Annotated in this window: 24 protein-coding genes and 1 tRNA gene; 10 read left to right on the top strand and 15 right to left on the bottom strand. The window is 69.9% G+C overall.

From position 1 onward, the window contains the following. Window positions 1–392 precede the first annotated feature (392 nt). The 7 genes from IE246_RS26650 (at window position 393) to IE246_RS26680 (ending at window position 6055) form a co-directional block, all read left to right on the top strand. On the top strand, window positions 393–782 hold the full coding sequence (locus IE246_RS26650) for a hypothetical protein (RefSeq protein WP_189995523.1): 390 nt from the start codon (window positions 393–395) through the stop codon (window positions 780–782). A 7-nt stretch (window positions 783–789) separates the two neighbouring features. After that, window positions 790–1557 (top strand): sulfite exporter TauE/SafE family protein, encoded by a 768-nt coding sequence (locus tag IE246_RS26655; RefSeq protein ID WP_189995526.1) that lies wholly within the window; start codon window positions 790–792, stop codon window positions 1555–1557. A 64-nt stretch (window positions 1558–1621) separates the two neighbouring features. Further along, window positions 1622–2749: an isocitrate/isopropylmalate dehydrogenase family protein gene (locus IE246_RS26660; protein ID WP_189995528.1), complete on the top strand. Its 1128-nt coding sequence runs from the start codon at window positions 1622–1624 to the stop codon at window positions 2747–2749. Between the two features lie 102 nt (window positions 2750–2851). Next, the gene (locus IE246_RS26665; protein WP_268245292.1) at window positions 2852–3364 is read left to right on the top strand and encodes a PilZ domain-containing protein; all 513 of its coding nucleotides are present in this window, start codon (window positions 2852–2854) and stop codon (window positions 3362–3364) included. A 3-nt stretch (window positions 3365–3367) separates the two neighbouring features. Further along, complete coding sequence (locus IE246_RS26670; protein ID WP_189995531.1) at window positions 3368–3781, top strand: DUF350 domain-containing protein; 414 nt, start codon at window positions 3368–3370, stop codon at window positions 3779–3781. 6 nt (window positions 3782–3787) lie between these two features. Continuing rightward, window positions 3788–4651 (top strand): S1 family peptidase, encoded by an 864-nt coding sequence (locus IE246_RS26675; RefSeq protein WP_189995533.1) that lies wholly within the window; start codon window positions 3788–3790, stop codon window positions 4649–4651. Between the two features lie 222 nt (window positions 4652–4873). Further along, window positions 4874–6055, top strand: a complete 1182-nt coding sequence (locus IE246_RS26680; RefSeq protein WP_189995535.1) for an acetylornithine transaminase — start codon at window positions 4874–4876, stop codon at window positions 6053–6055. A gap of 72 nt (window positions 6056–6127) precedes the next feature. On the opposite strand, the gene IE246_RS26685 is transcribed toward IE246_RS26680, so the two are convergent. The 5 genes from IE246_RS26685 to IE246_RS26705 form a co-directional block, all read right to left on the bottom strand. Continuing rightward, a complete protein-coding gene (locus IE246_RS26685) occupies window positions 6128–7213 on the bottom strand; it encodes a porin (protein WP_189995537.1) in 1086 nt (361 codons plus the stop codon). A gap of 67 nt (window positions 7214–7280) precedes the next feature. After that, entirely contained in the window at window positions 7281–7811 is a 531-nt protein-coding gene (locus IE246_RS26690) for a hypothetical protein (protein WP_189995539.1), read from the bottom strand. Window positions 7812–7915: 104 nt separating this feature from the next. Beyond that, window positions 7916–10384 (bottom strand): GcvT family protein, encoded by a 2469-nt coding sequence (locus IE246_RS26695; RefSeq protein WP_189995541.1) that lies wholly within the window; start codon window positions 10382–10384, stop codon window positions 7916–7918. 108 nt (window positions 10385–10492) lie between these two features. After that, window positions 10493–10795: a hypothetical protein gene (locus IE246_RS26700; protein ID WP_189995543.1), complete on the bottom strand. Its 303-nt coding sequence runs from the start codon at window positions 10793–10795 to the stop codon at window positions 10493–10495. 77 nt (window positions 10796–10872) lie between these two features. Next, window positions 10873–11412, bottom strand: coding sequence for a hypothetical protein (locus tag IE246_RS26705; RefSeq protein WP_189995544.1), 540 nt, complete (start codon window positions 11410–11412; stop codon window positions 10873–10875). Between the two features lie 272 nt (window positions 11413–11684). On the opposite strand from IE246_RS26705, the gene IE246_RS26710 reads away from it, so the two are divergent. Both IE246_RS26710 and IE246_RS26715 read left to right on the top strand, forming a co-directional pair. Continuing rightward, window positions 11685–12548: an isocitrate lyase/PEP mutase family protein gene (locus IE246_RS26710; RefSeq protein ID WP_189995546.1), complete on the top strand. Its 864-nt coding sequence runs from the start codon at window positions 11685–11687 to the stop codon at window positions 12546–12548. A gap of 97 nt (window positions 12549–12645) precedes the next feature. Beyond that, complete coding sequence (locus IE246_RS26715; RefSeq protein WP_189995548.1) at window positions 12646–13524, top strand: MBL fold metallo-hydrolase; 879 nt, start codon at window positions 12646–12648, stop codon at window positions 13522–13524. A 42-nt stretch (window positions 13525–13566) separates the two neighbouring features. Here the strand turns inward: IE246_RS26715 and IE246_RS26720 are convergent, their stop codons facing one another. The 8 genes from IE246_RS26720 to IE246_RS26755 all read right to left on the bottom strand — a co-directional run bounded on the left by IE246_RS26720 (window position 13567) and on the right by IE246_RS26755 (window position 20535). Further along, the gene (locus tag IE246_RS26720; RefSeq protein WP_189995550.1) at window positions 13567–14181 is read right to left on the bottom strand and encodes an ATP-binding cassette domain-containing protein; all 615 of its coding nucleotides are present in this window, start codon (window positions 14179–14181) and stop codon (window positions 13567–13569) included. Between the two features lie 2 nt (window positions 14182–14183). Continuing rightward, window positions 14184–14879, bottom strand: coding sequence for an ABC transporter ATP-binding protein (locus IE246_RS26725; protein ID WP_189995641.1), 696 nt, complete (start codon window positions 14877–14879; stop codon window positions 14184–14186). Continuing rightward, window positions 14879–15622: an ABC transporter ATP-binding protein gene (locus IE246_RS26730; RefSeq protein WP_189995552.1), complete on the bottom strand. Its 744-nt coding sequence runs from the start codon at window positions 15620–15622 to the stop codon at window positions 14879–14881. Before IE246_RS26730 ends, IE246_RS26725 begins: the two co-directional genes overlap by 1 nt. A gap of 3 nt (window positions 15623–15625) precedes the next feature. Then, window positions 15626–16642, bottom strand: a complete 1017-nt coding sequence (locus IE246_RS26735) for a branched-chain amino acid ABC transporter permease (protein ID WP_189995554.1) — start codon at window positions 16640–16642, stop codon at window positions 15626–15628. Between the two features lie 4 nt (window positions 16643–16646). Further along, entirely contained in the window at window positions 16647–17570 is a 924-nt protein-coding gene (locus tag IE246_RS26740) for a branched-chain amino acid ABC transporter permease (RefSeq protein ID WP_189995557.1), read from the bottom strand. 190 nt (window positions 17571–17760) lie between these two features. Further along, a complete protein-coding gene (locus IE246_RS26745; protein ID WP_189995559.1) occupies window positions 17761–19056 on the bottom strand; it encodes an ABC transporter substrate-binding protein in 1296 nt (431 codons plus the stop codon). Between the two features lie 111 nt (window positions 19057–19167). After that, on the bottom strand, window positions 19168–19590 hold the full coding sequence (locus IE246_RS26750; protein ID WP_189995561.1) for a cupin domain-containing protein: 423 nt from the start codon (window positions 19588–19590) through the stop codon (window positions 19168–19170). Between the two features lie 24 nt (window positions 19591–19614). Beyond that, a complete protein-coding gene (locus IE246_RS26755; RefSeq protein WP_189995563.1) occupies window positions 19615–20535 on the bottom strand; it encodes an NAD(P)-dependent oxidoreductase in 921 nt (306 codons plus the stop codon). A gap of 184 nt (window positions 20536–20719) precedes the next feature. On the opposite strand from IE246_RS26755, the gene IE246_RS26760 reads away from it, so the two are divergent. Continuing rightward, window positions 20720–21589 carry a MurR/RpiR family transcriptional regulator gene (locus IE246_RS26760; protein ID WP_189995565.1) on the top strand — a complete coding sequence of 290 codons (870 nt, stop codon included), beginning with the start codon at window positions 20720–20722 and terminating at the stop codon, window positions 21587–21589. A gap of 73 nt (window positions 21590–21662) precedes the next feature. Here IE246_RS26760 and IE246_RS26765 read toward each other — a convergent pair. Continuing rightward, window positions 21663–21738 (bottom strand) — tRNA-Ile (locus IE246_RS26765). Between the two features lie 237 nt (window positions 21739–21975). Continuing rightward, complete coding sequence (gene rpoD / locus IE246_RS26770; protein WP_189995567.1) at window positions 21976–23907, bottom strand: RNA polymerase sigma factor RpoD; 1932 nt, start codon at window positions 23905–23907, stop codon at window positions 21976–21978. Window positions 23908–23925 lie beyond the last annotated feature (18 nt).

Here is a 23925-nt window from a genome sequence, read left to right on the forward strand (position 1 = left end):
CAGACATCGGGACCAGCCATACGATTTCGGCCGTTATACGGCGAACCGGTGCGGCCGGCATGCAATTCGAACAATCCGGCGGTCGTTCCGCCGGGCCCCCGCGGCAGGCGGGCCGAGCGCCCTCGCTCGCCCGGGTCGGACCGGACTCTACCGGAACCTCGGAGGATCGGGCAGGCCACAACGCGCGCCGGCCGCGGCAGGCGCCGGGAGATCGGGGCCGGCTCGCCATGCCGGGCATGCACGGGAGGCCCGTCCTGGTCGGCGGGCCGGCGCGGAACTCGGCGTCGCTCATGATCGGTCTCGTCCCTGTCGGGCCCGGTGTCCCGGTTGTGATCCAGCGAACAAGTATGCTTCATGATCACAGCTAGCGCTCGCCGAGAGGGAGACCACCGATGTCGCGACTGCCCGCCCTGGCCCTGACCGCCGCGCTCGTCGCGGGCGGCGCGCAGGCCGCCGAGCCCGAGCGCGAGAAGCAGCTGCTGGAGATCGCGGCGTCCTGTGCGGCCTTCTATCAGGCGGGCTTCGACCGCCTGGACCTGGCGGTCGAGCCCAACGAGGCCCGGCGCCAGGCCTTCATCCGGGTGGTGGACGCGCTGAGCGCGAAGCGGATGCCGCCGGGCGACCGGGAGCCGTGGTTCATCGAATACGTGGTCGGTCGCACCGGCATCGTCGTCAACCTCATCGACCTGAAGCCCGACGAGGTCATTCCGAAGGTGCGGTCCAACCTGACGGCCTGCGACAAGCTGCTTCCCGAAATGAACGCCGCCGCCGGCCTGGAGTGAGGCGGCCTTGGAAGCGCTGCTGGTCGCCGCCCTGCCGGCGGGCCTGGACCCCTGGGCCGCCCTCGGCCTGATGGCCGTCAGCTTCCTGGCCTCGCTGCTGACCGCGGCGATGGGCCTCGGCGGCGGTCTGCTGATGGTGGCGGCGATGGCCGGGGTCCTGCCGCCGGCCGCCCTGATCCCGGTGCACGGGGTCGTCCAGCTCGGCTCGAACCTCGGGCGCGCCGTGCTGTTCCGGCACCATGCCCGGCGCGGCATCTTCGTCTGGTTCGCTCTCGGCGCGGTGATCGGCATCAGCATCGGCGCGGCGGTCGCCGTCAACATGCCGCGCTCGACACTGCTGACCATCGTGGCTGTCTTCGTCCTGGTGACCACCTGGGCGCCGCAGCTCGGCAGCCGGCCGGTCCCGGAAAAAGGCTTCGTGGCGGTCGGGGCGGTGACGGCGTTCGTGACCATGTTCGTCGGCGCCACCGGGCCGTTCCTGGCGCCGTTCCTGGCACCGGAGCGGCTCGGCGACCGGCGGGCCACGATCGGCACCCTGGCCGGCTGCATGAGTCTCAAGCACGGCCTCAAGATCGCCGCCTTCACGGTCGCCGGCTTCGCCTACCTGCCCTGGCTGCCGTTCGCCGCGGCGATGATCGTCACCGGATTCCTCGGTACCCTGGCCGGGCGGGCGGTCGTCGTGCGCCTGCCGGAGCGCGGCTTCCGGATCGGCTTCCGGCTGCTGCTGACCGCCCTCGCCCTGCGGATCCTGTGGCAGGCGCTCGCCCAGCCCTGAGCTTGCCGGCCCGCATCAGCCGGGCGACCATGGCGCCCCCTGTCTCGCAGTCGAGGATTCCCGCATGAGCGTCAACACCGCCTTCCGGATCGCGGTCTTCCCGGGCGACGGCATCGGCCGGGAAGTCATGACCCCGACGATCGAGATCCTGCGGCTGCTGCAACAGCGGATCGGCGGGTTCGAGCTGCGGTTCCAGGAAGAACAGGCGGGGGCGGCCCACTACGTGCGGACCGGCACCGCGCTGCCCGACGAGGCGATGGCCCGCGCCGGCCAGGCCGACGCCATCCTGCTCGGCGCCATGGGCATGCCGGACATCCGCTACCCCGACGGCCGCGAGATCGCCCCGCAGCTCGACATGCGCGAGCAGTTCGAGCTGTTCGCCGGGGTCCGCCCGGTGAGGACCCAGCCGGGTGCGCCCAACCCGCTGGCCGACCCGCGTGCCCAGGCGCTCGACTTCGTGCTGATCCGCGAGAGTACCGAGGGCCTGTTCGCCGGCCGAGGCCATACCCGCTACGACGGTCCCGCCGACCGGCCGACCGCCGCCCACGACACCATGACCATGACCCGCAAGGGATCGGAACGGCTGTTCGAGTTCGCGTTCCGGCTGGCGGCGCGGCGCCGGGAACGCGGTCACCCCGGCGAGGTCACCTGCGTCGACAAGGCCAACGTGATCGGCGGCTTCTACTTCTTCCGGCAAGTGTTCGACGAGGTCGCGGCGCGGCACCCGGGGCTCGGGGCCGGCCACATGTACGTCGACGCCTGCGCGCTCAACATGGTCCGCCGGCCCTGGGAATTCGACGTGCTGGTGACCGAAAACATGTTCGGCGACATCCTGTCCGACCTGGGTGCCGGCCTGATGGGCGGCATGGGCATGGCGCCGTCGGCCGACATCGGCGAGCGCCATGCGGTGTTCCAGCCCTGCCACGGCAGCGCGCCGGACATCGTCGGCCGCGGCCTCGCAAACCCGACGGCCACCTTCCTGTCGGCCGCGATGATGCTGGACTGGCTGGGCGACCAGCACGGCGTCCCCGACTGCGGTCGAGCCGGCCTCGTGCTCGACCGGGCCGTCGCCTGCGCCTATGCCGACGGCAGCCTCAAGCCGGCCGAGCTCGGCGGAACGGCCGGCACGGCGGAGGTCACCAAGGCCGTCATGGACGCCATTTCCTCGGGCCGCGCCGAGGTCGCGGCATAGCTGGTATTGTCCGCACCCACGAAAGTCCGGGAATCGGATATACTCGGTTGAGTCGGCCGAACAGCCGACCCGCGTAACCCCTACGGTCGACCACACGCATCGATGGCCTTGGCGTATCAGGCAGACTCACCGACCGATCACGTTGCACCGCCGGCCCCGCTCGCGGACGGTGGCCGTGAGAGGCGCGTCCATCATCGTCGCGAGGCCGTGAAGGTCTGGGCGCAGGTCGATGGCGGCTGGTACAAGGTGCACGACCTGTCGCTCGGCGGCCTCAGGCTCGATCGCCCGGTCGACAGCCCGGGCGAAGGCGGGGTCATCGAGGGCGACATCCACAGCCGCGCCGGCAACCGGGCCCGGCAGGCGGGCTTCAGCGCGACAGTGGTGCGCGTCGAGGATGACGGCCAGCGGATCGGCGTCGCCTTCGCCCCGATGGCGGACGAACAGATCGACGGCCTGCTGGCGATCCTCTCGGCGGTGGAGCGCGAGTTCGTCTCGGCCCGCGAGGCCGAGCTGCGGCGGGAGGAATTGCGGCGCGCCTTGCGACGGCTCGGCGTCGGCTCCCTGATCGCGGCCGGCGTCGTGACGGCCGGATTCGCGGCGTGGTTCATGAGGTAGGCGATGCTTCCCGCCGTCCAGAGCTTCCTCGCGGGGTTCCCGAACCTGGTGCTGCACCTCGCCGTCACCCTCGGTCTGCTCGGCGGCGCGGCGGCGCTGTACACGCGCATCACCCCGCACGACGAGATCAAGCTGATCCGGCACGGCAACGTGGCGGCGGCGATCTCGTTCTCCGGCGCCGTGCTCGGCCTGGCCATTCCGCTCGCCTTCTGCCTGGCCGCCAGCGTCGGCGTCTGGGACATCCTGATCTGGGGCGTCGTGACCCTGGTCCTGCAGCTGCTGGCCCTGCGGGTGATCGAGGTGGTCATGCAGGGGATGTCGCACCGCATCGAGGCCGGCGAGGTCGGCCCCGCCGTCCTGCTGTTCGCGGTCAAGCTGTCGGTCGCCGCCATCAACGCCGCCGCCGTCACCGGCTGACCGCCCGTGCGGTTCGGCAACGACACCCTCGGGCTGCTGATCGTCGTCGTCGCCCTGCTGGTCGGGGCCCTGACGTCCGGCGGTTTCGGGGACGGCGCGGGTGAGCCCGACGCCCGGATATCGGTGCGCCGGCCGGCCCCCGTCGGATCGGCCCCCGTGGCACCGTCGCCCGGCCCGCTCCTGCCGCCGCCCTCCCCCGGGGATCCGGTGATCCGGATCGAGCTCGGCCCGAAGACCGACAGTTCGGGCACCGCCTTCGCGATCGGCCCCGACATCTGGATGACCGCGCGGCACGTCGCCGACGGCTGCGCCAAGATCGGCATCGTCACCGGCCCGCGCAGAGCGGTTCGCGGCGGCGAGGTCGTGGTGCACCAGAACGCCGACCTGGCCCTGTTCCGGGCGCCGGTCCGCACCGCTCCGGTCGCGGTCTCCGGCGACGACCTGCGCGTCGGCCAGGCCGGCTATCACTTCGGGTATCCCCGGGGACAGCCCGGGGCCGTCCGTTCGACCCTGCTCGGCCGCGGCACGATGCGGGAGTCGGGGCGCTACAGCACACGCGAGCCGGTGCTGGCCTGGGTCGAGGTCGAACGCATCCCGGACACCGACGAGCCGCTGTCCGGGATCAGCGGCGGGCCGGTGTTCGACTCGGCCGGCCGGCTGGTCGGCGTGCACGTGGCCGGATCGGTCCGCCGCGGCCGGTCGTTCACCACCGCCCCGCGGTCGATGCGCGAACTGTGGGCCCGGGCCGGCGTCGAACCGCCGACCCGCGGCGGCCCGGTGCCGGCCCTGCACCCCGACGACTTCGCCGCGGTCGGCGAGCAGCTGCGCAAGGATCTGGTGGTCGCCAAGGCGATCTGCGTCACCGAGTGACCGGCGACGCGATGCCCCTTGCACCCGAGCGAACTTGCGCATAGCGTGCGCGTCCATGAACACGTCGATCCGCCGCACCAGCCTGCGACGCCGTCCCTCCTAGGGGCGGGCATCGACGCGTTTTCATTCCTGAAATCCCGCGTTCCACCCGCCGCCGAGTGCTCGGCTGCCGCGGGTGTTTGCGTGTCCGAGTCCTCGCCGTCACCCCCGAGAGGACCCGACATGAGCATCCCGCAGTCACCGTTCGCCGCCCTGATGGACATAGCCCCCCGGCCGCCCGTCGTGTTCGCCGACGGCCAGGGCTCCTGGCTGTACGACACCCAGGGCAAGCGCTACCTGGACCTGGTGCAGGGCTGGGCCGTCACCTGCCTCGGCCACAGCCCGGCGCCGGTCGTCAAGGCGCTGACCGAGCAGGCCGCCCGCCTGATCAACTGCAGCCCGGCCTACCACAACGAGCAGGCGGTCAAGCTGGCGCAGGCGCTGACCCGTGCCAGCGGGCTGGACCAGGCGTTCTTCGCCAACTCCGGTGCCGAGGCCAACGAGGGCGCCATCAAGCTGGCCCGGAAATGGGGCGAGAAGCACCGCGGCGGCGCCTACGAGATCGTCACCACCGTCAACGGCTTCCACGGCCGGACGCTGGCGACCATGTCGGCCTCCGGCAAGCCGGCCTGGAAAACCCTGTTCGAGCCCAAGGTTCCGGGCTTCCCGAAGGTCCCGCTCGGCGACATCGCGGCGGTCGAGGGGGCGATCACCGACCGCACCGTCGCCGTCATGCTGGAGCCGATCCAGGGCGAGGCCGGGGTGATACCGGCCGGCATCGAGTACCTGAAGGCGCTGCGGGAGCTGACTGAAAAGCGCGGCATCCTGCTGATCCTCGACGAGATCCAGACCGGCATGGGCCGCACCGGCAGCCTGTTCGCGTTCGAGCAGGCCGGCATCCGCCCCGATGTCATGACCCTGGGCAAGGGTCTCGGCGGCGGCGTGCCGCTGGCCGCCCTGCTGGCCCGGCGGGAAGTGTGCTGCTTCGAGTACGGCGACCAGGGCGGCACCTTCAACGGCAACCCGCTGATGTGCGCGGTCGGATCGGCGGTGCTGGCCGAGATCACGGCACCCGGCTTCCTGGACCGGGTCCAGGCGGCCGGCGCCCGGCTGTGGAAGGGGCTGGAGACCCTGGCGGTGCGGCACGGCTACGGCGCGGTTCGGGGCCAGGGCCTGCTGCTCGCTCTCGACCTCAAGAAGCCGGTTGGGCCGGCGATCGTCGAGCAGGCGCTGGCCGACGGCCTGCTGCTGAACGCGCCGCGGCCGGACACGCTGCGGTTCATGCCGGCCCTGACGATCTCCGACACCGAGATCGCGCAGGCGATGACCATGCTCGACGGGGTGTGCGGCAAGGTCGGGGGGTGACCCGACGGAACGGCAGGCGGAGCCCGGCCGCCAAGAACGGCGAGCCGGGTTCCGGACTGCGTCCGGTGGGTATCAGAACGACAGGGTGACGCCGGTGACGGCGGCCCAGCCGTCGTTGTCGGTACCGCTGTCGGCCTGGAATCGGCTGCGGAACACCGAGGCCAGCAGGCTCACGCCGGGGCCGACCTCGTAGCTGCCGGACAGCATCACCGTCTCGTGCTTGCTGTCGCCGGCGGCGGCGGAGTCCGCGACCTTGCCGTTGTAGTAGGACAGCGAGACCTGGAAGGCGTCGAAAGCATAGGCCACGCCGACGTCGTAGCCGCGGCCGTCGAACGACACCGCCGGGTCGGTGCCGGCCGAGCCGTTGCCCCTGGTGTCGGCGTAGGAGGCGCCGAAGGTGAAGCCGGCATAGCCGATGTTGCCGCCGACGCTGTAGCCCTCGGCGTCGTCGATGCCGGTCGAGCCCTTCGGCTTGTCGGCCCGCAGGTAGCCGGCGGCCAGCGCCACCTCGACCTCGCCGAGGGTCTGCACGTAGTTCACGCCGACCGCGACGCCGTTCCGGTACAGGTCGCCGGCGGGCTGGTCGTTCACGTCCCGCTCGAACTCGGGGATGTACGAGACGCCGAGCTGGAAGCCCTCGAAACGCGGCGTGAAGTACGAGATCTTCGTCGCCTGGTCCTCGCCGAGGTACAGGTAGGTCGACTGGAACGCCGAGTCGCCGTCGGCTGTGCTCGGGTTGACGATCCAATCGGAGATGTCGCTGTCGTTGACCCCGAAGCCGACATCGGGCGCGCTGTACTGCATCAGCGCGGCAGCACTGTCGCGCGAGCCGATCTCGAGCCGGCCGAAGCCGTGCTCCAGCCACAGATGGCTGCCGTCGATCTGCTCGCCCTGGGCGGTCTCCGACTTCAGGCCGACCTCGACGCCGACCTGCAGGCCGGTGTCGAGGGTGAAGTCGCCCCCGAACACCACGGTGCCGTCGCTCTTGACGTCGAGACCGGTGAAGTCGCCGCCACCGACGTTGTCGTTGTCAGCATAGCCGAAATACTGGGTGAACTCACCGCCGACATTGACCTGCAACCGATCGGCGGCGATTGCCGGCGACGCGACCGCACCGGCGAGCAGAGCGCCGATAGCGGCGCGACCATAGGAACGCATTTCGGGTACCCCCGTTTACGAAGCCACACACGCCAACCGGCCGGACCGAAATCAGGCCGGCCGGCTCTCAATGCACTGAAAGGGACGCCGGAACGACGGCCCGGATGTCGTGATGCTTCCCCCCGAAGCGCCCCGCGTCGTACTCGCGACGCAGCGGAACCCTTAGTTGATGAGCCTGCATGATCGCCGCGATCTCGGCAATCAACTCCTTGGCGAGCCGGGCCGAGGCCGGCGGCAACCATTCCCGGAGCTTCGAAATCGTGTCGACGGGCCGCCTCGCCTGCTCGAACGCCACCGCCGCCAGCAGGTCGCGTTCTCCGTCGCCGACCGTCGCGCAGTGCGTGCAGCGCACGTCGCGCGGCGAGGTGGCGGCATCGAGGGTGACGACCAGGATCGCTTCGAGCGGCCGGACGATGTCGGCGACACCGCCGGATCCGAAGCCGGCGCGCATCAGCGGGATCGGGTCGGTCCGGGCCTTCAGGCAGGACACCCAGTGTCGGATGCCCCAGACCAGCAGGGCCTCGGCGGTGGACAGGGCATGCACCGCGAGCTCGTCCGGTTCGTCCCGCCCGAGTTCGCCTGTCCGCTTCGCCTGCATGCCTCGCCTCCAACCAACAGCGGCTCCGAGGCATGTTCACTATTGTTATTGCGAAGCGTTTGCAACAAAGAAATTGCGAAACGTTCTCACTCGCAGGGTTTCCGCTATGCGCGCATCCGGGCCCCCGTCGGGTCGTACAACGGGTGCAGAGAGGCCTCGGCGGACACAATCGTGCCGGCCACGTCGACCGAGAACGCCGACGACAGCAGCCCCTCCACCGGTTCGCCGGCACGGCACGGCACGTAGCCGAGGCCGACCGCGCCGCCGAGCCAATGCCCGTAGGCGCCCGAACTGATCCGCCCGACCGGCCGGCCGTCCCGAAGGATCGGCTCGTTGTGGTAGAGCAGCGGCCCTGGATCGGTCAGCCGGAACTGCAGCAGCCGGTTCTCCAGCCCGGCCTCGCGCCGGCGCAGCACCGCCTCGCGGCCGACGAAGTCGCCGAACGCCGAGCGCGGCTTGCCGGTCTTCACCGCGAAGCCGAGGCCGGCCTCCAGCACGTGGTCCTCGCCGGAGATGTCGTGGCCGTAGTGCCGGTAGGCCTTCTCGATCCGACAGGAATCCAGGGCGTGCATCCCGCACAGCCGCAGACCGTGCGCGGCCCCGCTCTCCAGCACCGCGTCGAACACGTGACGCGCCATGTCGGCCGACACGTACAGCTCCCAGCCGAGCTCGCCGACGTAGCTGAGGCGATGCGCCCGGGCGAGTCCCATGCCGATCTCGATCTCGCGGGCGGTGCCGAACGGAAACGCCTCGTTGCCAAGGTCCTGGGGGGTGAGCGGTTGCAGCACCGCGCGGGCGTTCGGCCCCATGACCGCGATCACCGCCTCGGCCGCGGTGACGTCGATGATCGCGCAGCGCGCGCCCTCGGGAAGGTGCCGGCGCAGCCACGCCAGGTCCCGGGTCTGGTGGGCCGCCGCGGTCACCACCAGGAACGCGGTCTCCGACAGCCGGGTGACGGTCAGGTCGGCCTCGATGCCGCCGCGCCGGTTGAGCCACTGGGTGTAGACGCAGCGCCCGACCGGCACCGCCACGTCGTTCGCCGAGACCAGCTGCAGAAGCGCCTCGGCATCCGGTCCCTCGACCCGGAACTTGGCGAACGACGACAGGTCGAACAGCCCGCAGGCCTCGCGCACCGCCCGGTGCTCGGCCGCCGAGTGTGCGAACCAGTTCTGCCGGCCCCAGGAATACCGGTACTCGGCCGCCTCGCCGCGCGCCGCCGCCTCCGGCGGCAGGAACCAGTTGGCCCGTTCCCAGCCGGCGGTCTCGCCGAAGCAGGCGCCCCGCGCCGCCAGCCGCTCGTGCAGCGGCGAGCTTCGCACGCCGCGCGCTGTCGCCACCTGCCGGTACGGGAAGTGGTCGGCATACAGCAGGCCCAGCGCCTCGCGGGCGCGGGCGACGAGATAGGTCTTGTTGGCCTGGAACGGCTGCATGCGCCGGATGTCGACGTCGCCCAAATCCATCGGCGGCTCGCCGGCGTCCATCCACTCGGCCAGCGCCTTGCCGGCGCCGCCAGCCGACTGGATCCCGATCGAGTTGAAGCCGGCCGCGACGTAGAAGTTCCGCAGGTTCGGCGCCTCGCCCAGCAGGTAGCGGTCGTCCGGCGTGAAGCTCTCCGGCCCGTTGAAGAAGGTGTGGATGCCGGCGCTCTCCAGGGCCGGGAACCGCCTGATCGCCTGCTCCAGGATCGGCTCGAAATGCGCGAAGTCCTCGGGCAGCTGGTCGAAGCAGAACTCGTCGGGAATGCCGTCCATGCCCCACGGCTTGGCCACCGGCTCGAAGCAGCCGAGCAGGATCTTGCCGGCGTCCTCCTTGTAGTAGGCGCACTCGTCCGGCACCCGCAGCACCGGCAGGCGCGGCAGCCCGGCGATCGGCTCGGTCACCACATAGAAGTGCTCGCAGGCCTGCAGCGGCACGTCGACGCCGGCCATCCGGCCGACCTCGCGGCCCCACATGCCGGCGCAGTTCACCACGTACTCGGCCGCCACCGGCCCCTGCTCGGTCTCGACCCCGGTCACCCGGCCGTCGCGCGCCGTGACGCCGGTGACCTTGACGTGCTCCAGGATGGTGGCGCCGCGCTGGCGGGCGCCCTTGGCGAGGCCGAGCGCGATGTTGGCTGGATCGGCCTGGCCGTCGGTCGGCAGGAACACGCCGCCGACCACGCCGTCGGCGTTCAGCAGCGGATAGCGCTCCAGGCACTCGGCCGTCGACAGGACATGCGCCTCAAGGCCGAACGTGCCGGCCATCGCCGCGCCGCGCCGCAGTTCCTCGAACCGGTCGACGGTCAGCGCCACCGCCAGCGAGCCGCACTTGCGGTAGCCGGTGGCGACGCCGGTCTCCGCCTCCAGCCGGTCGTACAGCTCGGCCGAGTACTTGGCGAGCCGGGTCATGTTGTAGGTCGCGCGGAGCTGGCCGATCAGCCCGGCCGCGTGCCAGGTGGTCCCGGAGGTGAGCTGCTTGCGCTCAAGCAACAGAACGTCGCGCCAGCCCAGCCCCGCGAGGTGATAGGCGACGGAGCAGCCGATCACCCCGCCGCCGATGACGACGACCCGCGCCTGCCGTGGCGGTTCGACCAAGGCTGCCCTCCCTCGCCTGCGCCTCCGCGCTGACGATTTCACATGACCGGGGAACCGACAACCGGCTCCCGACGGCGGGTCCCCGCAATCGGAGGGCGACCTACGCGGTCAGCTGCCCTGCGGCGCGGTTCCCGGAGCCGGCTGGGTGTAGATCCAGTAGCCGACGATGCCGCCGAGCACGGCACCGGTCAGGTTGGCCATGCCGCCGCCGCCCAGGATATCGAGGAGCACGGCGCCGGCGAACGCCCCGACCGCGATCGCCGCGATCTGGTCGGCGGTCACGGCGAACGTCGCCGCCTGCTCGGTCGGGGCAGGCGCCGGCGCAGGCGCGGCCTGCTGGGCGACGGCCGGCACGGCGCCGGCGATCACCAGGCTGATCGCGACGAGCGATACGCGCAGCAGATTGAGCATTGATCCCTCCTTCGGGCCCGCGCCCCGGTTGTGAACTGACTCGGCCGCCCCCCGACGACCGGATACGGCAACCGTCGTCAGCCGCCCTGCTGGCCGCGCATGGCCGGCAACGACGGAATCTCCGGCATCTTCAGCTGCTCCGGATTCTCGTACAGCCAGTGCCCGGCGACGCCGCCGGCGGCCGCTCCGGCCAGCGTCGCCAAGCCGCCGCCGCCCAGCAGATCGACCGCGATGGCGCCGACGACCGCGCCGCCGGCGATCGCCGCCAACTGGTCGGTGGTGATGACGTAGGGCTGCTGACGGGTGAGGAAGTCCTGGGCACCCTGACGGGCGGATTCCGTGAGGCTCTCCAGATCGCGGCGAAGGCGCTGCACCATCGCCTGCAGGTCCGGCGCCTTGATCCCGGCGGCGGGCGCGGCATCCGCGGTCGCGGTCACCGCCGGAGCGGTCTCTGTCTTCGGCGCCTCCGCGGCCGGAGCCGCCGGCTGTTCCGCAGCCGGCGGGGTCGCGGCCGGCTGGCTTTCGGTCGAGCCGGAAGCCGCCTGCTGGGCCGCGGCCGGCAGGATCATGGCGAAGGACACGGCGGCGGCGAGCAGGGTCGCGCGAACGGCTGTCATCGTGAACTCCTTGTTCCGGTCGACGCCGTCGAGCGTCGTCCACAGTCTTCGGTAGTATCGCCGGGCGCACCCGAAACGCCCTTGACCTGCATCAACCTCGCAGATCGACGCGGCGGATGCATCATTTACCGCAGATCCGTTGCAGTTTTTTGCAGCCGGATCCAATCGGCCGGCCCCGAGCGACCGCCGGCCACGGCGAACACGGTCGCGTTCGTCCGACGGACGTGCTGAGCTTCCGGCTGCTTCCGCACCGACCCATACGGATCCCGGACATGCACGCCACACCGTCGCCCGCGGCCCGCCGCCAGGCCCTCGAAGCCCTCCTCGCCACCGGCCGGACCATCGTCGTTCCCGGCTGCCACGACGCCCTCAGCGCGATGCTGGCGGTCGAGGCCGGGTTCGAGGTCGGCTATGTCGGCAGCTACGCGACGGCGGCCGCCGACCTCGGGCTGCCGGACGTCGGTGCGCTCGGGCTCGAAGACCTCGTGGACCGGGCCCGACGGGTCGCCGACGCCGTGCCGGTGCCGGTGATCGCCGACGCCGAGGGCGGGTTCCACGAGCCCGGCAACATCTGGCGGACGGTGCGGGCGTTCGAGGACGCCGGGGTGGCGGCGATCCACATCGAGGACCACGCCGGCGGCAAGCACACCGACCTGCCGCAGAGGCTGATCCCGCTCGACGCCATGCTCGCTCGGCTGTGCGCCGCCCGCGACGCCCGGCGCGACCCGGCGTTCCGGATCGTCGCCCGCACCGACGCCGTGTGGGCGACCGGCGACCCGGCCGAGGCGCTGCGCCGGGTCCGCGCCTTCGCCGAGGCCGGCATCGACACGGTGTTCCCGACCGGCGCCACCCCGGACATGGTCGCCGCCTTCAAGGCGGAGGTGCCGGCGCACTACGTGGCGATCGACGGCCCGAACCACCCGCGCTTCGCCGGCCGCCGGACCGCCGCCAGCCTGGTCCTGTACTACGGCTTCTCGCTGTTCGCCGCGGCCCGCGCCATGACCGCGGCGCTCGCCCGGTTCCGGGCCGATCCGGCGGCCGATCTCGACGACCTGTTCGAGCCGGTCGGCCGGTTCGAGGCCCGCCTCGGCTACGCGGCTTTCACCGAGCGGACGCGACGCTACGGGCCACTCTGAGCCCATCACGCAGCTTCCGAGGCGCTCATCGGTTGCACTTCGCCGGCCGGCATCCGAGACTTTCGGGGCCAGCCGAATCCAGCAGAGGGAACCCGCCATGTCGCTCAGCTTCGCCGTCGGGGATTTCCGGGTCGACCGCATCCTCGAGCAGAACCTGCCGTTCATGGATCCGCTGGAGTTCCTGCCGACCCTGACCAGGGAACTGCTGGAGGAGAACCGGCACTGGCTGGAACCCCACGCGCTCGACCCGGCGACCGGCAAGCTGATCTTCCCGATGCAGTCCTACCTGGTGCGCACCGGGCGCCACACGATCCTGATCGACAGCTGCGTCGGCAACCACAAGCACCGGCCGACCCGCCCGAACTGGCACCTGAAGGACGACACCGCCTACATGGACGCCCTCGCCAAGGCCGGGGTCGGCGTCGGGGACGTCGACTTCGTGATGTGCACCCACCTGCACCCCGACCATGTCGGCTGGAACACGCGGCTGGAAAACGGCCGCTGGGTCCCGACCTTCCCGAACGCCCGCTACGTGTTCTCCGAGAAGGAGCTGGCGCACTGGGAGGCGCGGCACGCCGACACGCCGATCCCCTACATGACCGACAGCGTGCTGCCCGTGGTCGAGGCCGGCCGGGTGGTGCAGGTGAAGAGCGACCACGAGTTCGAGTTCGGAATCCACCTGGAGCCGACCCCCGGCCACACCGTCGACCACTTCGCGGTTCACCTGTCGTCGAACGGCCGCGACGCGGTGATGACCGGCGACATGATGCACACCCCGCTGCAGTGCCGGTATCCGCACCTGGTCGCCCTGCCGGACGTCGACCGGGAGCAGGCGGTGGCGACCCGGCGCGCCGTCATGGAGCGCTACTGCGACACCGACACGCTGATCTGCACGGCGCACTTCCCGGTGCCGTCGATCGGCCACTTCGTGCGGCACGGCGACGCCTTCGACTTCCGGTACGCCGACCTCTCCTGAGCCGGGAGGGCGTTGCGAACCGGATCGGTCCCATCCGGTCCGTCAGCGCAACAGAGCCCCCAGATACTCGCGGACCGGCTCGTGCCCGACCAGTTCGTCGAAACTGTCGGCATGGGTCAGCCGGCCGTTGCGCACGAACACGAAGCGCTCGCAGATCTCCTGCAGGATCTCCAGGTGGAAGCGCTCGTTGGGGTGCAGGCACAGGAACACCAGCCGGCCTTCGCCGCGCAGCTTGCGGAAGAAGTCGAGCATGAAGCCGATATAGCCGTCCTGGGTATTGAACTGCGGCTCGTCGAACAGGTGCACGATCGGGTAGTCGCTGCCGGCCCGCTGCATGAGAAACGCCGGCCTGGTCCGCCGGAAATGCCGGACCTGGTAGGACTGGTGATAGTGGATCGCCAGCCGGTCCCGCTCGTCGTAGCGGACCTCGTGGACGTTCCGGCCCTGACAGAGCACCTGGCCGGCACTCGGGGTGTTCGAGCCGGTGATCAGCTCGAACAGCGTGGTCTTGCCGGAGCCGTTCGGCCCCATGACGCCGACCACCGCCGGCTCCTCCACCGTGAAATCGGCCTCCAGCCGGAAGGTCTCCACCGGGCGCAGCAGGCCGCGGCGGTATGACTTGCGCAGGCCGTCGACCCGCAGGATCGGCTGTCCCATGTTCAGATCCCCAACAGGCGCCGGCGGAGCCCGTCGTCCGCCAGCAGGTCGGCGGCCGGCCCCTCGTGCACCATCCGGCCGTGGCTCATCACGTACACCCGGTCGGCGACCTCGAGCGCGCTGACCGCGTTCTGCTCGACCACCAGGCACGCAATTCCCTCGTCCCGCAGGCGTCGGATCGTCTTCATGACGTCCTGGACGATCTTCGGCGCCAGTCCCTGCGACGGCTCGTCGAACAGGACCAGCCCGGGCGAGCCCAGGAGAGCCCTGGAGATCGCCACCATCTGCATTTCGCCGCCCGACAGGTTCTCGCTGTCGCGCCGCATCAGGTGCTCGAGCGCCGAGAAGATCTCGAACATCTCCTCCAGCCGCCACGAGCGGAACCGGGTCGAGCGGCGCGCGATGGCGAGGTTCTGGGCCACGGTCAGGGTCGGAAAGATGCGCCGGTCGTCCGGCACCCAGCCGATGCCGAGCCGGGCGATCTCGTGGGTCGGGCGCCGGGTCACGTCGGCCCCGTCGAACCGCACGCTGCCGGCCGTGGCCGGCGTCAGGCCGAGGATCGAGCGGATGGTGGTGGTCTTGCCGACGCCGTTGGCGCCGAGCAGGGCCACCACCTCCCCCGCCCCGACCTCGAGCGTCGTGCCGAACAGCACCTGCGTCTCGCCGTAGAAGGTCTCGATGTCGCGGACCTGCAGCATCACGCCAGCCCCCCGAGATTGGAGCGCCGCACCCACGGGTTCTCGCGCAGCTCGTCGGGCGTGCCCTCGGCGATCACCTGCCCCCAGTGGATCACCGAGATGCGGTCGGCGAGACCGAACAGGAACCGCATGTCGTGCTCGATCATCACGATCGTCGTGTGGCGCTTGAGCTCCTGGATCAGTTCGGCGAGCCGGGCGGTGGCACCGGTGCCGAGCCCGGCGGTCGGCTCGTCGACGAACAGCAGGCGGGGGTCGGTGGCTAGTGCCACGCCGATCTCCAGCGCCCGACGCTCGCCGTAGGACAGGCTGCGGACGTTCACCCGCTCGCGCCCGCGCAGGCCGACCCGGTCGAGGATCGTCTCGGCCCGGTCCTGCGCCTCGGAATCGGCGTCGATCGCGTGCAGCACGTCGAAGCTGCGGCTCCGCACCGACGGCAGCGCGACCACCACGTTGTCGAGGGCCGAGTACTCGTCGAACAGGTTCATGATCTGGAACGACCGGGAGATGCCGCGCCGCACGATCCGGTGCGGCGCCCAGCCGGTGATGTCGTCGCCGTCGAATCGGACACTGCCGCGGTCGGGCCTGTAGCGCCCGGTCAGCACGTTGAAGCAGGTCGTCTTGCCGGCGCCGTTCGGGCCCATGATCCCCGAGAGGCTGCCGGCCTCGAAGGCGAGGTTTATCTCCTCGAGCACGACCTGGTCGCCGAACCGCTTGTGCAGGCCCCGAGCCTCGAACAGTGCCATGGCTCAGCCCTCCATGCCGGCGGACGCGGTCCGGCCCGGGCGTTCGGCGGCGCGGCGCCTGGACAGGTCCTGCCAGATCCCGGCCAGGCCCTGCGGCTTGAACATCACCAGCACCACGAACATCAGCCCGAACCAGAGCAGCCAGGTGTCGGTGTAGGCGCCCAGAACGTCGCGGGCGACGAAGTACAGCGCCACCCCCAGCACCGGCCCCCAGAAGCTCACGAACCCGCCGCCGATCAGCACCATCAGGACGACGATGCCGGACCACTGCAGGCTCATGACGTTGATGTACGCGCCCTCCTGGGCCATGGCGAACAGCCCGCCGGCCAGACCGGCGATCGCGCAGGACAGGGTGAACACCGCCCACTTGTAGAGGGTGACCGGATAGCCGACGAAGGCGACGCGGGTCTCGTTCTGCTTGATCGCCCGCAGCAGCCGGCCGAAGGGCGAGTTGGTCAACCGCCAGAGCACGATCACCAGAACCGCGTAGATCGCGAAGCAGAGGTAGTAGAGCTCGGCGTTGTCCCGGATCGACAGCTGGGCGAATCCGAGTTCCACCGGCAGCCGCTGGATGTTCAGCAGCCCGTCCTCACCGTGGGTGACGTCGGTCCACTTGCTGGCGATGAAATAGAAGATCTGCCCGAAGGCGATCGACATCAGCGCGAAATAGATGCCGCGGCGGTGCGAGAGGAACAGGGCGGTGACGGCCCCGAACAGCGCGGTCACGACCACCGAGGCCGCGAGGCAGAACCACAGGTTCGGCCACACCTCGAACTGCGCCAGGCCGAACGCATAGGCGCCGATCCCGAGGAACGCGCCGTGCCCGAACGACGGCAGCCCGGTGTAGCCGAGCAGCAGGTTGAAGCCGAGCGCGAAAATCACCCAGATCAGCACCTCGACCCCGAGATACTGGTAGAGGCCGACCGCCTCGATCCAGAACGGCATTGTGCCGAACAGAACCAGCGACAGCAGGATCGGCCCGGTCACCCAGGCGGTCGTCTGCTTGATGTCGTAGTCCATCCGCTCAGGCCTCCAGCACGCTGGACTTGCCGGCGAGTCCGCGGGAGCGGAACGTCACGACCGCCAGCAGCAGCAGGTACATCGACAGCAGCGACCAGTCGGTGAGGAAGGCGGCGGTCAGCGCGACCACCAGCCCGACCATGATACCGGCGGAGACCGCCCCCCAGAAGCTGCCGACTCCGCCCAGCACGATGATGACGAAGGCCGGGATGACCGCATCGACTCCGACGACCGGGCGAATTCCCCAGATCGGCGCCATGACGATCCCGGCGATGCCGGCGAGCGCCGCACCGAAGCCGAACACCAGCAGGCGCAGGCGGGTCAGGTTGTAGCCGAGCGCCCGCACCATCTCGCTGTCGTGGGCGCCTGCCTTGATGACCGCGCCGTACGGCGTCTTGTTCAGGAACAGCCAGAGCACCCCGATCAGCCCGGCGGCGAACACCGCCGCGTAGATCCGGTAGGTCGACCAGATCAGGTCGCCGGCGATGAACCCGCCGGAGATGCCCCGCGGGATCGGCAGGGCGTACTCGCTGCTGCCCCAGATCTCGCGGATCGTTTCCTCCAGCACCAGGGCGGCGCCGAAGGTCAGCAGCAGACCGTACAGCGGGTCGCTGCCGTAGGTGCGGCGCAGGCACAGTTCCAGCCCCATCCCGACCAGCCCGACGACCAGCGGGCCGACCACCAGCGCGATCAGGTATCGCGGCACCGCCGGCAGGGCGTAGTACGGCTCCATGAAGGCGAACGGCAGGCCGCCGTCCGGCGCCATCATCGCCAGCGCCACATAGGCGCCGAGGGCGAACAGCGAGCCGTGCGCCAGGTTGATCACCTCCATGACGCCGATGATCAGCATGAAGCCGAGCGCCAGCAGGGCGAACAGCAGCCCGAGCGCCAGACCGTTGATGATATGCGGTATCAGGTCCAGGAGCATGACGCCGGTGGTCTCCGGTCGAGGGTGGATGCGAGGCCCGTCGCGCCGTGGGTCCCGGCTCGGCGCTGTGCGCCGGCCGGGATGAGGGATGGAGTGAGTTTCCCCAACGCCTCATCCCGGCCGAAGCAGCGAGGCTGCGGCGAGCCGGGACCCACCCGCCGCTCCGTCCTCCGAAGCGGCGGGCCTGCCCTCACCCCTGGTCGTAGTTCGGGGTGTCGGCGTAGGATTCGAGCTTGCACTCCTTCCCGGCCGCCGAGCGGATCGATTCCGGATCGGAGCTGCTCAGGATCTCGAAATAGTCGGAGTCGTCGCGCGGCTTCGGATTGCCCTGGGCCAGGTAGATGGTCTGCTGCACCTGGTGGGAGTCGGCGTCGATCACCGCGTCGTGGTGCTGCATGCGGTCGGCCGCTTTCATCACGCGCCCCTCGAGCGCCTTGATGACCTTGATGTTGTCGGTCGACCCGACCTCCTGGACCACGCGCAGCAACTCGCGCATGGCGACGTAGCCGTTGTAGGTGACGTTGCCCGGCACGTCGATCCGAGTGGTCGGATAGCGCTCCTTGTAGCGCTTCACGAAGTCGGCCACTCCCGGCAGATCGAGGTAGTGGTACCAGGTGGTCCCGAACACGCCGAACGCGGCGTCGGTTCCGAGGCCGTAGACGTCCGGCCAGTCCTGCTGGTTGTTGATCCAGGCCGGCTTGCGGTCGAGCTTCATGTCCCGCACCTGCTGGCGCATCACCTTGAAGTCGTCGCCGCCGACCGCGGCGGCCACCACGTCCGGGTTCGCCTGCTGGATCCGCAGCAGAACGCTCGACCAGTCGCGGGTCCCGACCGGGATCGGCACCTCCTCCATGACGGTGGCACCGTATTCGGTGGCCACGGCCTTGGTGGCCGCGTTGGTGTTCTGGCCCCAGACGTAGTCGTTGTAGATCAGGAACCAGTTCTTGCCGAAGCTGTTGATCGCGTTGCGCGCCGCCGCCTTCGAGAAGTTCTCGCCGTTGCCGTCCCACACGAACTTGACCCGGTGGCAGTTCTTGCCGGATTCGGTCGGCGAGCTGGAATTGGTGTTGAAGTAGATGCAGCCGTACTTCTGCGCGACCTGGCTGATGGCGTTGGCGGTACCCGACTGGATGGCGCCGACCAGGAAGTGCACGTTCTCGCGGGTGATCATCCGCTCGGCGACGCGGGTGCCGGTCTGCGGGTTGGTCTCGGTGTCCATCCACACCGTCTCGATCTTGCGCCCGAGCAGGCCACCGGCCTCGTTGAACTCGGCGACCGCCATCTCCGTACCGCGCTTCTCGGCCTGGCCGGAGTTGGCGAACTGGCCGCTGGCGTCATGGGTCAGGCCGATCCGGATCGGCTTGTCGGATGCGGCGGCGTAGACCCGGTTGTGCTGCCACGGGCCGAACAGGGCGGCGCCGCCGGCCGAGCCGGCGAGCAGCGAGGTCTGCAGGAAACTGCGGCGTGAGACTCTGTTTCTCGACATGGCATCCTCCCCTGCGGCGGACACTGTTGCCGCCGTGTCGTTGGCCGGGAGGCATTCTCGGGCCCCCCGGAGGTTGCGCCCCGGAGGGCGTCGTCGCCGTCGGCCGCCCGGCTAGGGCTCGACCGAAACCGTCTCCGACTCGGCCGGCACCAGAAGCTCCAGGGCCGTGTAGTCGTCGGAGTATTCGATGACGCGGTGCCGGATCTCCGGCTCCTGGTACATGCAGGAACCCTCCTCCATCAGGACCTCGCCGACGCCGTCGAAGTGGACGCGGGCCCAGCCCTTGAGGACGTAGACCATCTGGAAGTCGACCAGGTGGTAGTGCAGGTCGCCCTGGCCCTGGCACGGGCCGTTCGGGCGGTGGACGTGAGCCCGCAGCTTGCCGCCGGTCTTCTCGACCATCCCCAGGTCGCGGTAGTCGAAGAAGCCGCGAAAGCCAGGCTTCCAGTCCGCATCGCGCGCGTGCTGGACGTGGAACACGCCGCGGCCGAAGGCCCTCGGCTCGTAGCGGTCGGACTCGGGCGGCTTGGTCATCGCGACTTCCTCTCTTCGGCCTGGTCAGGAACCGGTCCCGGCGGGTGACAGACGCCCGTTCACCCGGGCTTGCGCGGCGATGAGGTGACCGACCAGAGCGTCCGCGAACCCGAGGTTGCGGGCCTCGACCAGGGCATGCCGGACCGCGTTCCCGAGGTTGCCGGTCAGCGGCACGTCGGCGGTCATGCGGGTGTAGTAGCCGAGGTCCTTGGCGGCGTTGGCGATACCGAAGCGCATGCCGTCCAGGTCGCCGTCCTTCGCGGTGCCGGCGATCATGCGGAAGATGCCGCTGTTGGCGCCGCCGGCGGCGACGACCTCGTAGAGCTTCTCCAGCGGCACGCCGACCGCATCGCAGGCGACGAACGCCTCGGCGATCAGGGCGGCCTGGCCCATCGCCAGGAAGTTGTTGACCAGCTTCAGCTTGTGCCCGGCGCCGACCGGTCCGACGTGGAAGATGTTCTCGCAGAACGCCGCGAGGACCGGCTCGACCGCTGCGAACGTCGCATCGTCGGCGCCGACCATGGTGTTCAGCCGGCCGGCCTCGGCCTCGACCGGCGTGCGGGCCAGCGGCGCGTCGGCGAACCGCCCGCCGGCGGCGGCGACGGCCGCGGCGACCCGCTCGGTCGAGCCGGGCTCGCTGGTCGAGCAGTCGATCAGGACGAAGCCGGGCCGGCAGCCTTCGAGGAGGCCGCCCGCCCCGAGCACCAGCGCCTCGACCTGGGGAGAGCCCGGCACGCACAGGATGACGATGTCCGCGGACCCGGCCAGCGACTGCGGGCTGTCGACGACCGTCGCGCCCTCGCCTTCGAGACGGTCCGAGCCGACCCGGCTGCGGTTCGGCATCACCACCAGCGGAAAGCCGTGCCGGAGCAGGTTGCTCCCGATGCCCTGCCCCATCATGCCGAGGCCGATCAGGCCGATCGTCGGCTTCCCCTGCATGGTCATCCCGGCCCCCCTGGGTTTGATCTGGTTCGAATAAATTTTCTATAGACAAATTTTGAAAGAAAATTCACTTCTTATGTCAACATAAAAAATTCTGTTGCATCGCACAAAATGGAAAGTTCGTTCGAATCAGGCTACCTAGGCCGAACCCCGGCCGCCTGGCGCAGCCGCAAACACGAGGTGGCCCATGGCCTCTGACATCGAGGCACCCGCGTCCTTCGACAGCCTCCGGCACAATGTGCAGGCCCGTTACGACGGGCTGAGCCCACACCTGCAGCGGCTCGCCCGCCTGGCCCTGGAGGATCCGAACAGCTTCGCGTTGGAGACCGTGACCAGCCTGGCGCAGACCGCCGAGGTCCAGCCCTCGACCCTGATCCGGTTCGCCAAGGAGTTCGGCTACTCCGGCTTCTCGGACATGCAGAAGATCTTCAAGCTGCGCCTGATCGAGGGGGCTCCGGCCTACCGCGAGCAAATCCACCAGCACCGCACCCGCCTGGAGGCGGCGGCCGAGCGGGATCCGATGGCGATCCTGCAGGAGTTCACCGATGCCTCGATCCTCTGCCTCGAGCGACTGAAGGACACGGTCGACCCCGCGGCCCTGGCCCGCGCGATCGAGATGATCGCGGCGGCCGACACGATCTACGTGATCGGCCAGCGCCGGGCCTTCCCGATCGCCGCGTACATCGCCTACGGGCTGGCGCGGCTCGAGCACCGCACCCAGTTGCTGGATTTCGTCGGCGGCATGGTCCCGCAGCAGGCCGCGACCCTGCGGCCGACCGACCTGCTGATCGCGGTCGCCTTCGCCGAGTACACACCGGCCGTGGTCGAGACCGTGCGCGACGTGCACATCCGCAACATCCCGACCCTGACGATCACCGACGTGCCGACCAGCCCGCTGGCGCAACACGGCACGGTGTACTTCTGCGTCGACGATGCCGACATCCACCGGTTCCGGCCGATCGCCGGCTCGATTAGCCTGGCGCAGTCGCTGATCATCGGGCTCGGCTACTACAAGGACGCCCGCAAGGAAGACCGGGGGCATGGCCTCAAGGCCTGACCCCATCGAGCGGGGACTGTCGTCGGCCCCGAAGGTTCGCGGGACGGGACGGACGCCCGACGTCGGGAAGCAATGGTGGGCCCGGCAGGATTCGAACCTGCGACAACACCGTTATGAGCGGCGCGTTCTGACCGCTGAACTACGGGCCCGGCGCCGGCGGACGGCGTCGCAACGAGTTATCGGCCAAGCCGGGCGGCTGTCAACGCAAGAGGGAGGAGGACGGCTCGGGCGCCCGTCGCGGTGCGGGTCCCGGATCCGTCCCGCCTGCGGCGATCCGGTCCGGGATGAGGCGGGACAAGGAGGCATGTGAAGCCCGCCAACCGGCCCTCATCCCGGACGCCGCGCGGCGGCGATCCGGGCCCCACAATGGGCGACCGGCGCGAGGCTCAGTAGTCCAGGAAGCTGCGCAGCTTGCGAGACCGGCTCGGGTGCTTGAGCTTGCGCAGCGCCTTCGCCTCGATCTGCCGGATGCGCTCGCGGGTGACGCTGAACTGCTGGCCGACCTCCTCAAGGGTGTGGTCGGTGTTCATGCCGATGCCGAAGCGCATGCGCAGCACCCGCTCCTCGCGCGGGGTCAGGCTGGCCAGCACCCGCGTGGTGGTCTCGCGCAGGTTGGCGTGGATCGCCGCGTCGAGCGGCTGCACCGCGTTCTTGTCCTCGATGAAGTCGCCGAGGTGGCTGTCCTCCTCGTCGCCGATCGGGGTCTCCAGGCTGATCGGCTCCTTGGCGATCTTCAGGACCTTGCGGACCTTCTCCAGCGGCATCACCAGCTTCTCGGCCAGCTCCTCCGGGGTCGGCTCGCGGCCGATCTCGTGCAGCATCTGGCGCGAGGTGCGGACCAGCTTGTTGATGGTCTCGATCATGTGCACCGGAATGCGGATGGTCCGCGCCTGGTCGGCGATCGAGCGGGTGATCGCCTGCCGGATCCACCAGGTGGCGTAGGTCGAGAACTTGTAGCCGCGGCGGTACTCGAACTTGTCCACCGCCTTCATTAGGCCGATGTTGCCTTCCTGGATCAGGTCCAGGAACTGCAGGCCGCGGTTGGTGTACTTCTTGGCGATCGAGATCACCAGGCGCAGGTTGGCCTCGACCATCTCCTTCTTGGCCCGGCTGGCCTCGCGCTCGCCCTTCTGCACGGTCTGCACGATGCGGCGGAACTCGCCGATGGTCAGGCCGGCGTCAGCCGAGATCAGCGCCAGATGCTCGCGCGCGTCGGCGACCTCGTCGGCCGCCCTCTCGGCGAACCGCTTCCAGCGGTGGTCGATGCCGGCGACGCGGTCGAGCCAGTCCGGCTCCAGCTCGTTGCCGAAATGCTGCTCCATGAAGCTCTTGCGCGGCACGCCGGCGCTGTCCGCCAGCTTCCACAGCCGGATGTCGACCTGGCTGAGGCGGCGGTTCAGCGTATAGAGCTGCTCGACCAGGGCTTCGATGCGGCCGTTGTTCAGCCGCACGCTCTCCATCGCCTCGATCAGCTCGCCCTTGAGCTTCTCGTACTTGCGCTCGGTGGTGCGCGCCAGCTCCTCGCCGCCCTTCAGCTTGTCGATGCGGCGCTTCTGCATGCGCGACAGCTTGCCGTAGGTGTCGGCGATCTTGTCGAAGGTCTCCAGCACCTGGGGCAGCAGCTGCTGCTCCATGGCCGACAGCGACAGGTTGTTCTCCTCGCCGTCGCCCTCCTCCTCGTCCTCGCCCTCGGTCTCGGCACCGTCCTCGGAACCGGACTCCGAGCTGTTGTCGCCGGTGTCCATCTCGGCGCCGTAGGTCGCCTCGAGGTCGATGACGTCGCGCAGCAGCACGCCGCCTTCCTTGAGCTGGTCGCGCCAGTTCACCAGCGCGCGCATGGTCAGCGGGCTCTCGCAGATGCCGCCGATCATCATCTCGCGGCCGGCTTCGATGCGCTTGGCGATGGCGATCTCGCCCTCGCGCGACAGCAGCTCGACCGAGCCCATCTCGCGCAGGTACATGCGCACCGGGTCGTCGGTGCGGCCGACGTCCTCGTCCGACACGTTGCCGGCGACCGAGCCGTCGCTCTCTTCCTTCTCGGTGTTCTGGTCGCCGTCGTCCTCGTTCTCGACGACGTTCACGCCCATCTCGTTGAGGGCGCTCATGATGTCCTCGATCTGCTCGGAGGACATCTCTTCCTGGGGCAGCGCCGCGTTGACCTCGTCATAGGTCAGGAAGCCGCGCTCCTTGCCCTTCTTGATGAGGTTCTTGACCGCCGTGTTGATGTTGTCCATCAACGGGCCGTCCTGGGTCGACTCCTCCCGCTCGCGGGTGTCCTCGTCCTCGGTGGTCGCAGCAGCCGCCACTTTCGTCGCCATCGTCCCTCGACTTTCTTT

The organism is Thalassobaculum fulvum (assembly GCF_014652915.1).
In the GTDB taxonomy this organism is placed as follows: Bacteria; Pseudomonadota; Alphaproteobacteria; order Thalassobaculales; family Thalassobaculaceae; genus Thalassobaculum_A; species Thalassobaculum_A fulvum.

Bases quoted from the DNA above. Each gene is read 5' to 3' on its own strand.
- IE246_RS26650 (WP_189995523.1), top strand. From the start codon at position 393: ATGTCGCGACTGCCCGCCCTGGCCCTGACCGCCGCGCTCGTCGCGGGC.
- IE246_RS26660 (WP_189995528.1), top strand. From the start codon at position 1,622: ATGAGCGTCAACACCGCCTTCCGGATCGCGGTCTTCCCGGGCGACGGC.
- IE246_RS26665 (WP_268245292.1), top strand. From the start codon at position 2,852: ATGGCCTTGGCGTATCAGGCAGACTCACCGACCGATCACGTTGCACCG.
- IE246_RS26670 (WP_189995531.1), top strand. From the start codon at position 3,368: ATGCTTCCCGCCGTCCAGAGCTTCCTCGCGGGGTTCCCGAACCTGGTG.
- IE246_RS26680 (WP_189995535.1), top strand. From the start codon at position 4,874: ATGAGCATCCCGCAGTCACCGTTCGCCGCCCTGATGGACATAGCCCCC.
- IE246_RS26685 (WP_189995537.1), bottom strand. From the start codon at position 7,213: ATGCGTTCCTATGGTCGCGCCGCTATCGGCGCTCTGCTCGCCGGTGCG.
- IE246_RS26690 (WP_189995539.1), bottom strand. From the start codon at position 7,811: ATGCAGGCGAAGCGGACAGGCGAACTCGGGCGGGACGAACCGGACGAG.
- IE246_RS26700 (WP_189995543.1), bottom strand. From the start codon at position 10,795: ATGCTCAATCTGCTGCGCGTATCGCTCGTCGCGATCAGCCTGGTGATC.
- IE246_RS26705 (WP_189995544.1), bottom strand. From the start codon at position 11,412: ATGACAGCCGTTCGCGCGACCCTGCTCGCCGCCGCCGTGTCCTTCGCC.
- IE246_RS26710 (WP_189995546.1), top strand. From the start codon at position 11,685: ATGCACGCCACACCGTCGCCCGCGGCCCGCCGCCAGGCCCTCGAAGCC.
- IE246_RS26715 (WP_189995548.1), top strand. From the start codon at position 12,646: ATGTCGCTCAGCTTCGCCGTCGGGGATTTCCGGGTCGACCGCATCCTC.
- IE246_RS26720 (WP_189995550.1), bottom strand. From the start codon at position 14,181: ATGGGACAGCCGATCCTGCGGGTCGACGGCCTGCGCAAGTCATACCGC.
- IE246_RS26725 (WP_189995641.1), bottom strand. From the start codon at position 14,879: ATGCTGCAGGTCCGCGACATCGAGACCTTCTACGGCGAGACGCAGGTG.
- IE246_RS26730 (WP_189995552.1), bottom strand. From the start codon at position 15,622: ATGGCACTGTTCGAGGCTCGGGGCCTGCACAAGCGGTTCGGCGACCAG.
- IE246_RS26735 (WP_189995554.1), bottom strand. From the start codon at position 16,642: ATGGACTACGACATCAAGCAGACGACCGCCTGGGTGACCGGGCCGATC.
- IE246_RS26740 (WP_189995557.1), bottom strand. From the start codon at position 17,570: ATGCTCCTGGACCTGATACCGCATATCATCAACGGTCTGGCGCTCGGG.
- IE246_RS26745 (WP_189995559.1), bottom strand. From the start codon at position 19,056: ATGTCGAGAAACAGAGTCTCACGCCGCAGTTTCCTGCAGACCTCGCTG.
- IE246_RS26750 (WP_189995561.1), bottom strand. From the start codon at position 19,590: ATGACCAAGCCGCCCGAGTCCGACCGCTACGAGCCGAGGGCCTTCGGC.
- IE246_RS26755 (WP_189995563.1), bottom strand. From the start codon at position 20,535: ATGACCATGCAGGGGAAGCCGACGATCGGCCTGATCGGCCTCGGCATG.
- IE246_RS26760 (WP_189995565.1), top strand. From the start codon at position 20,720: ATGGCCTCTGACATCGAGGCACCCGCGTCCTTCGACAGCCTCCGGCAC.
- rpoD (WP_189995567.1), bottom strand. From the start codon at position 23,907: ATGGCGACGAAAGTGGCGGCTGCTGCGACCACCGAGGACGAGGACACC.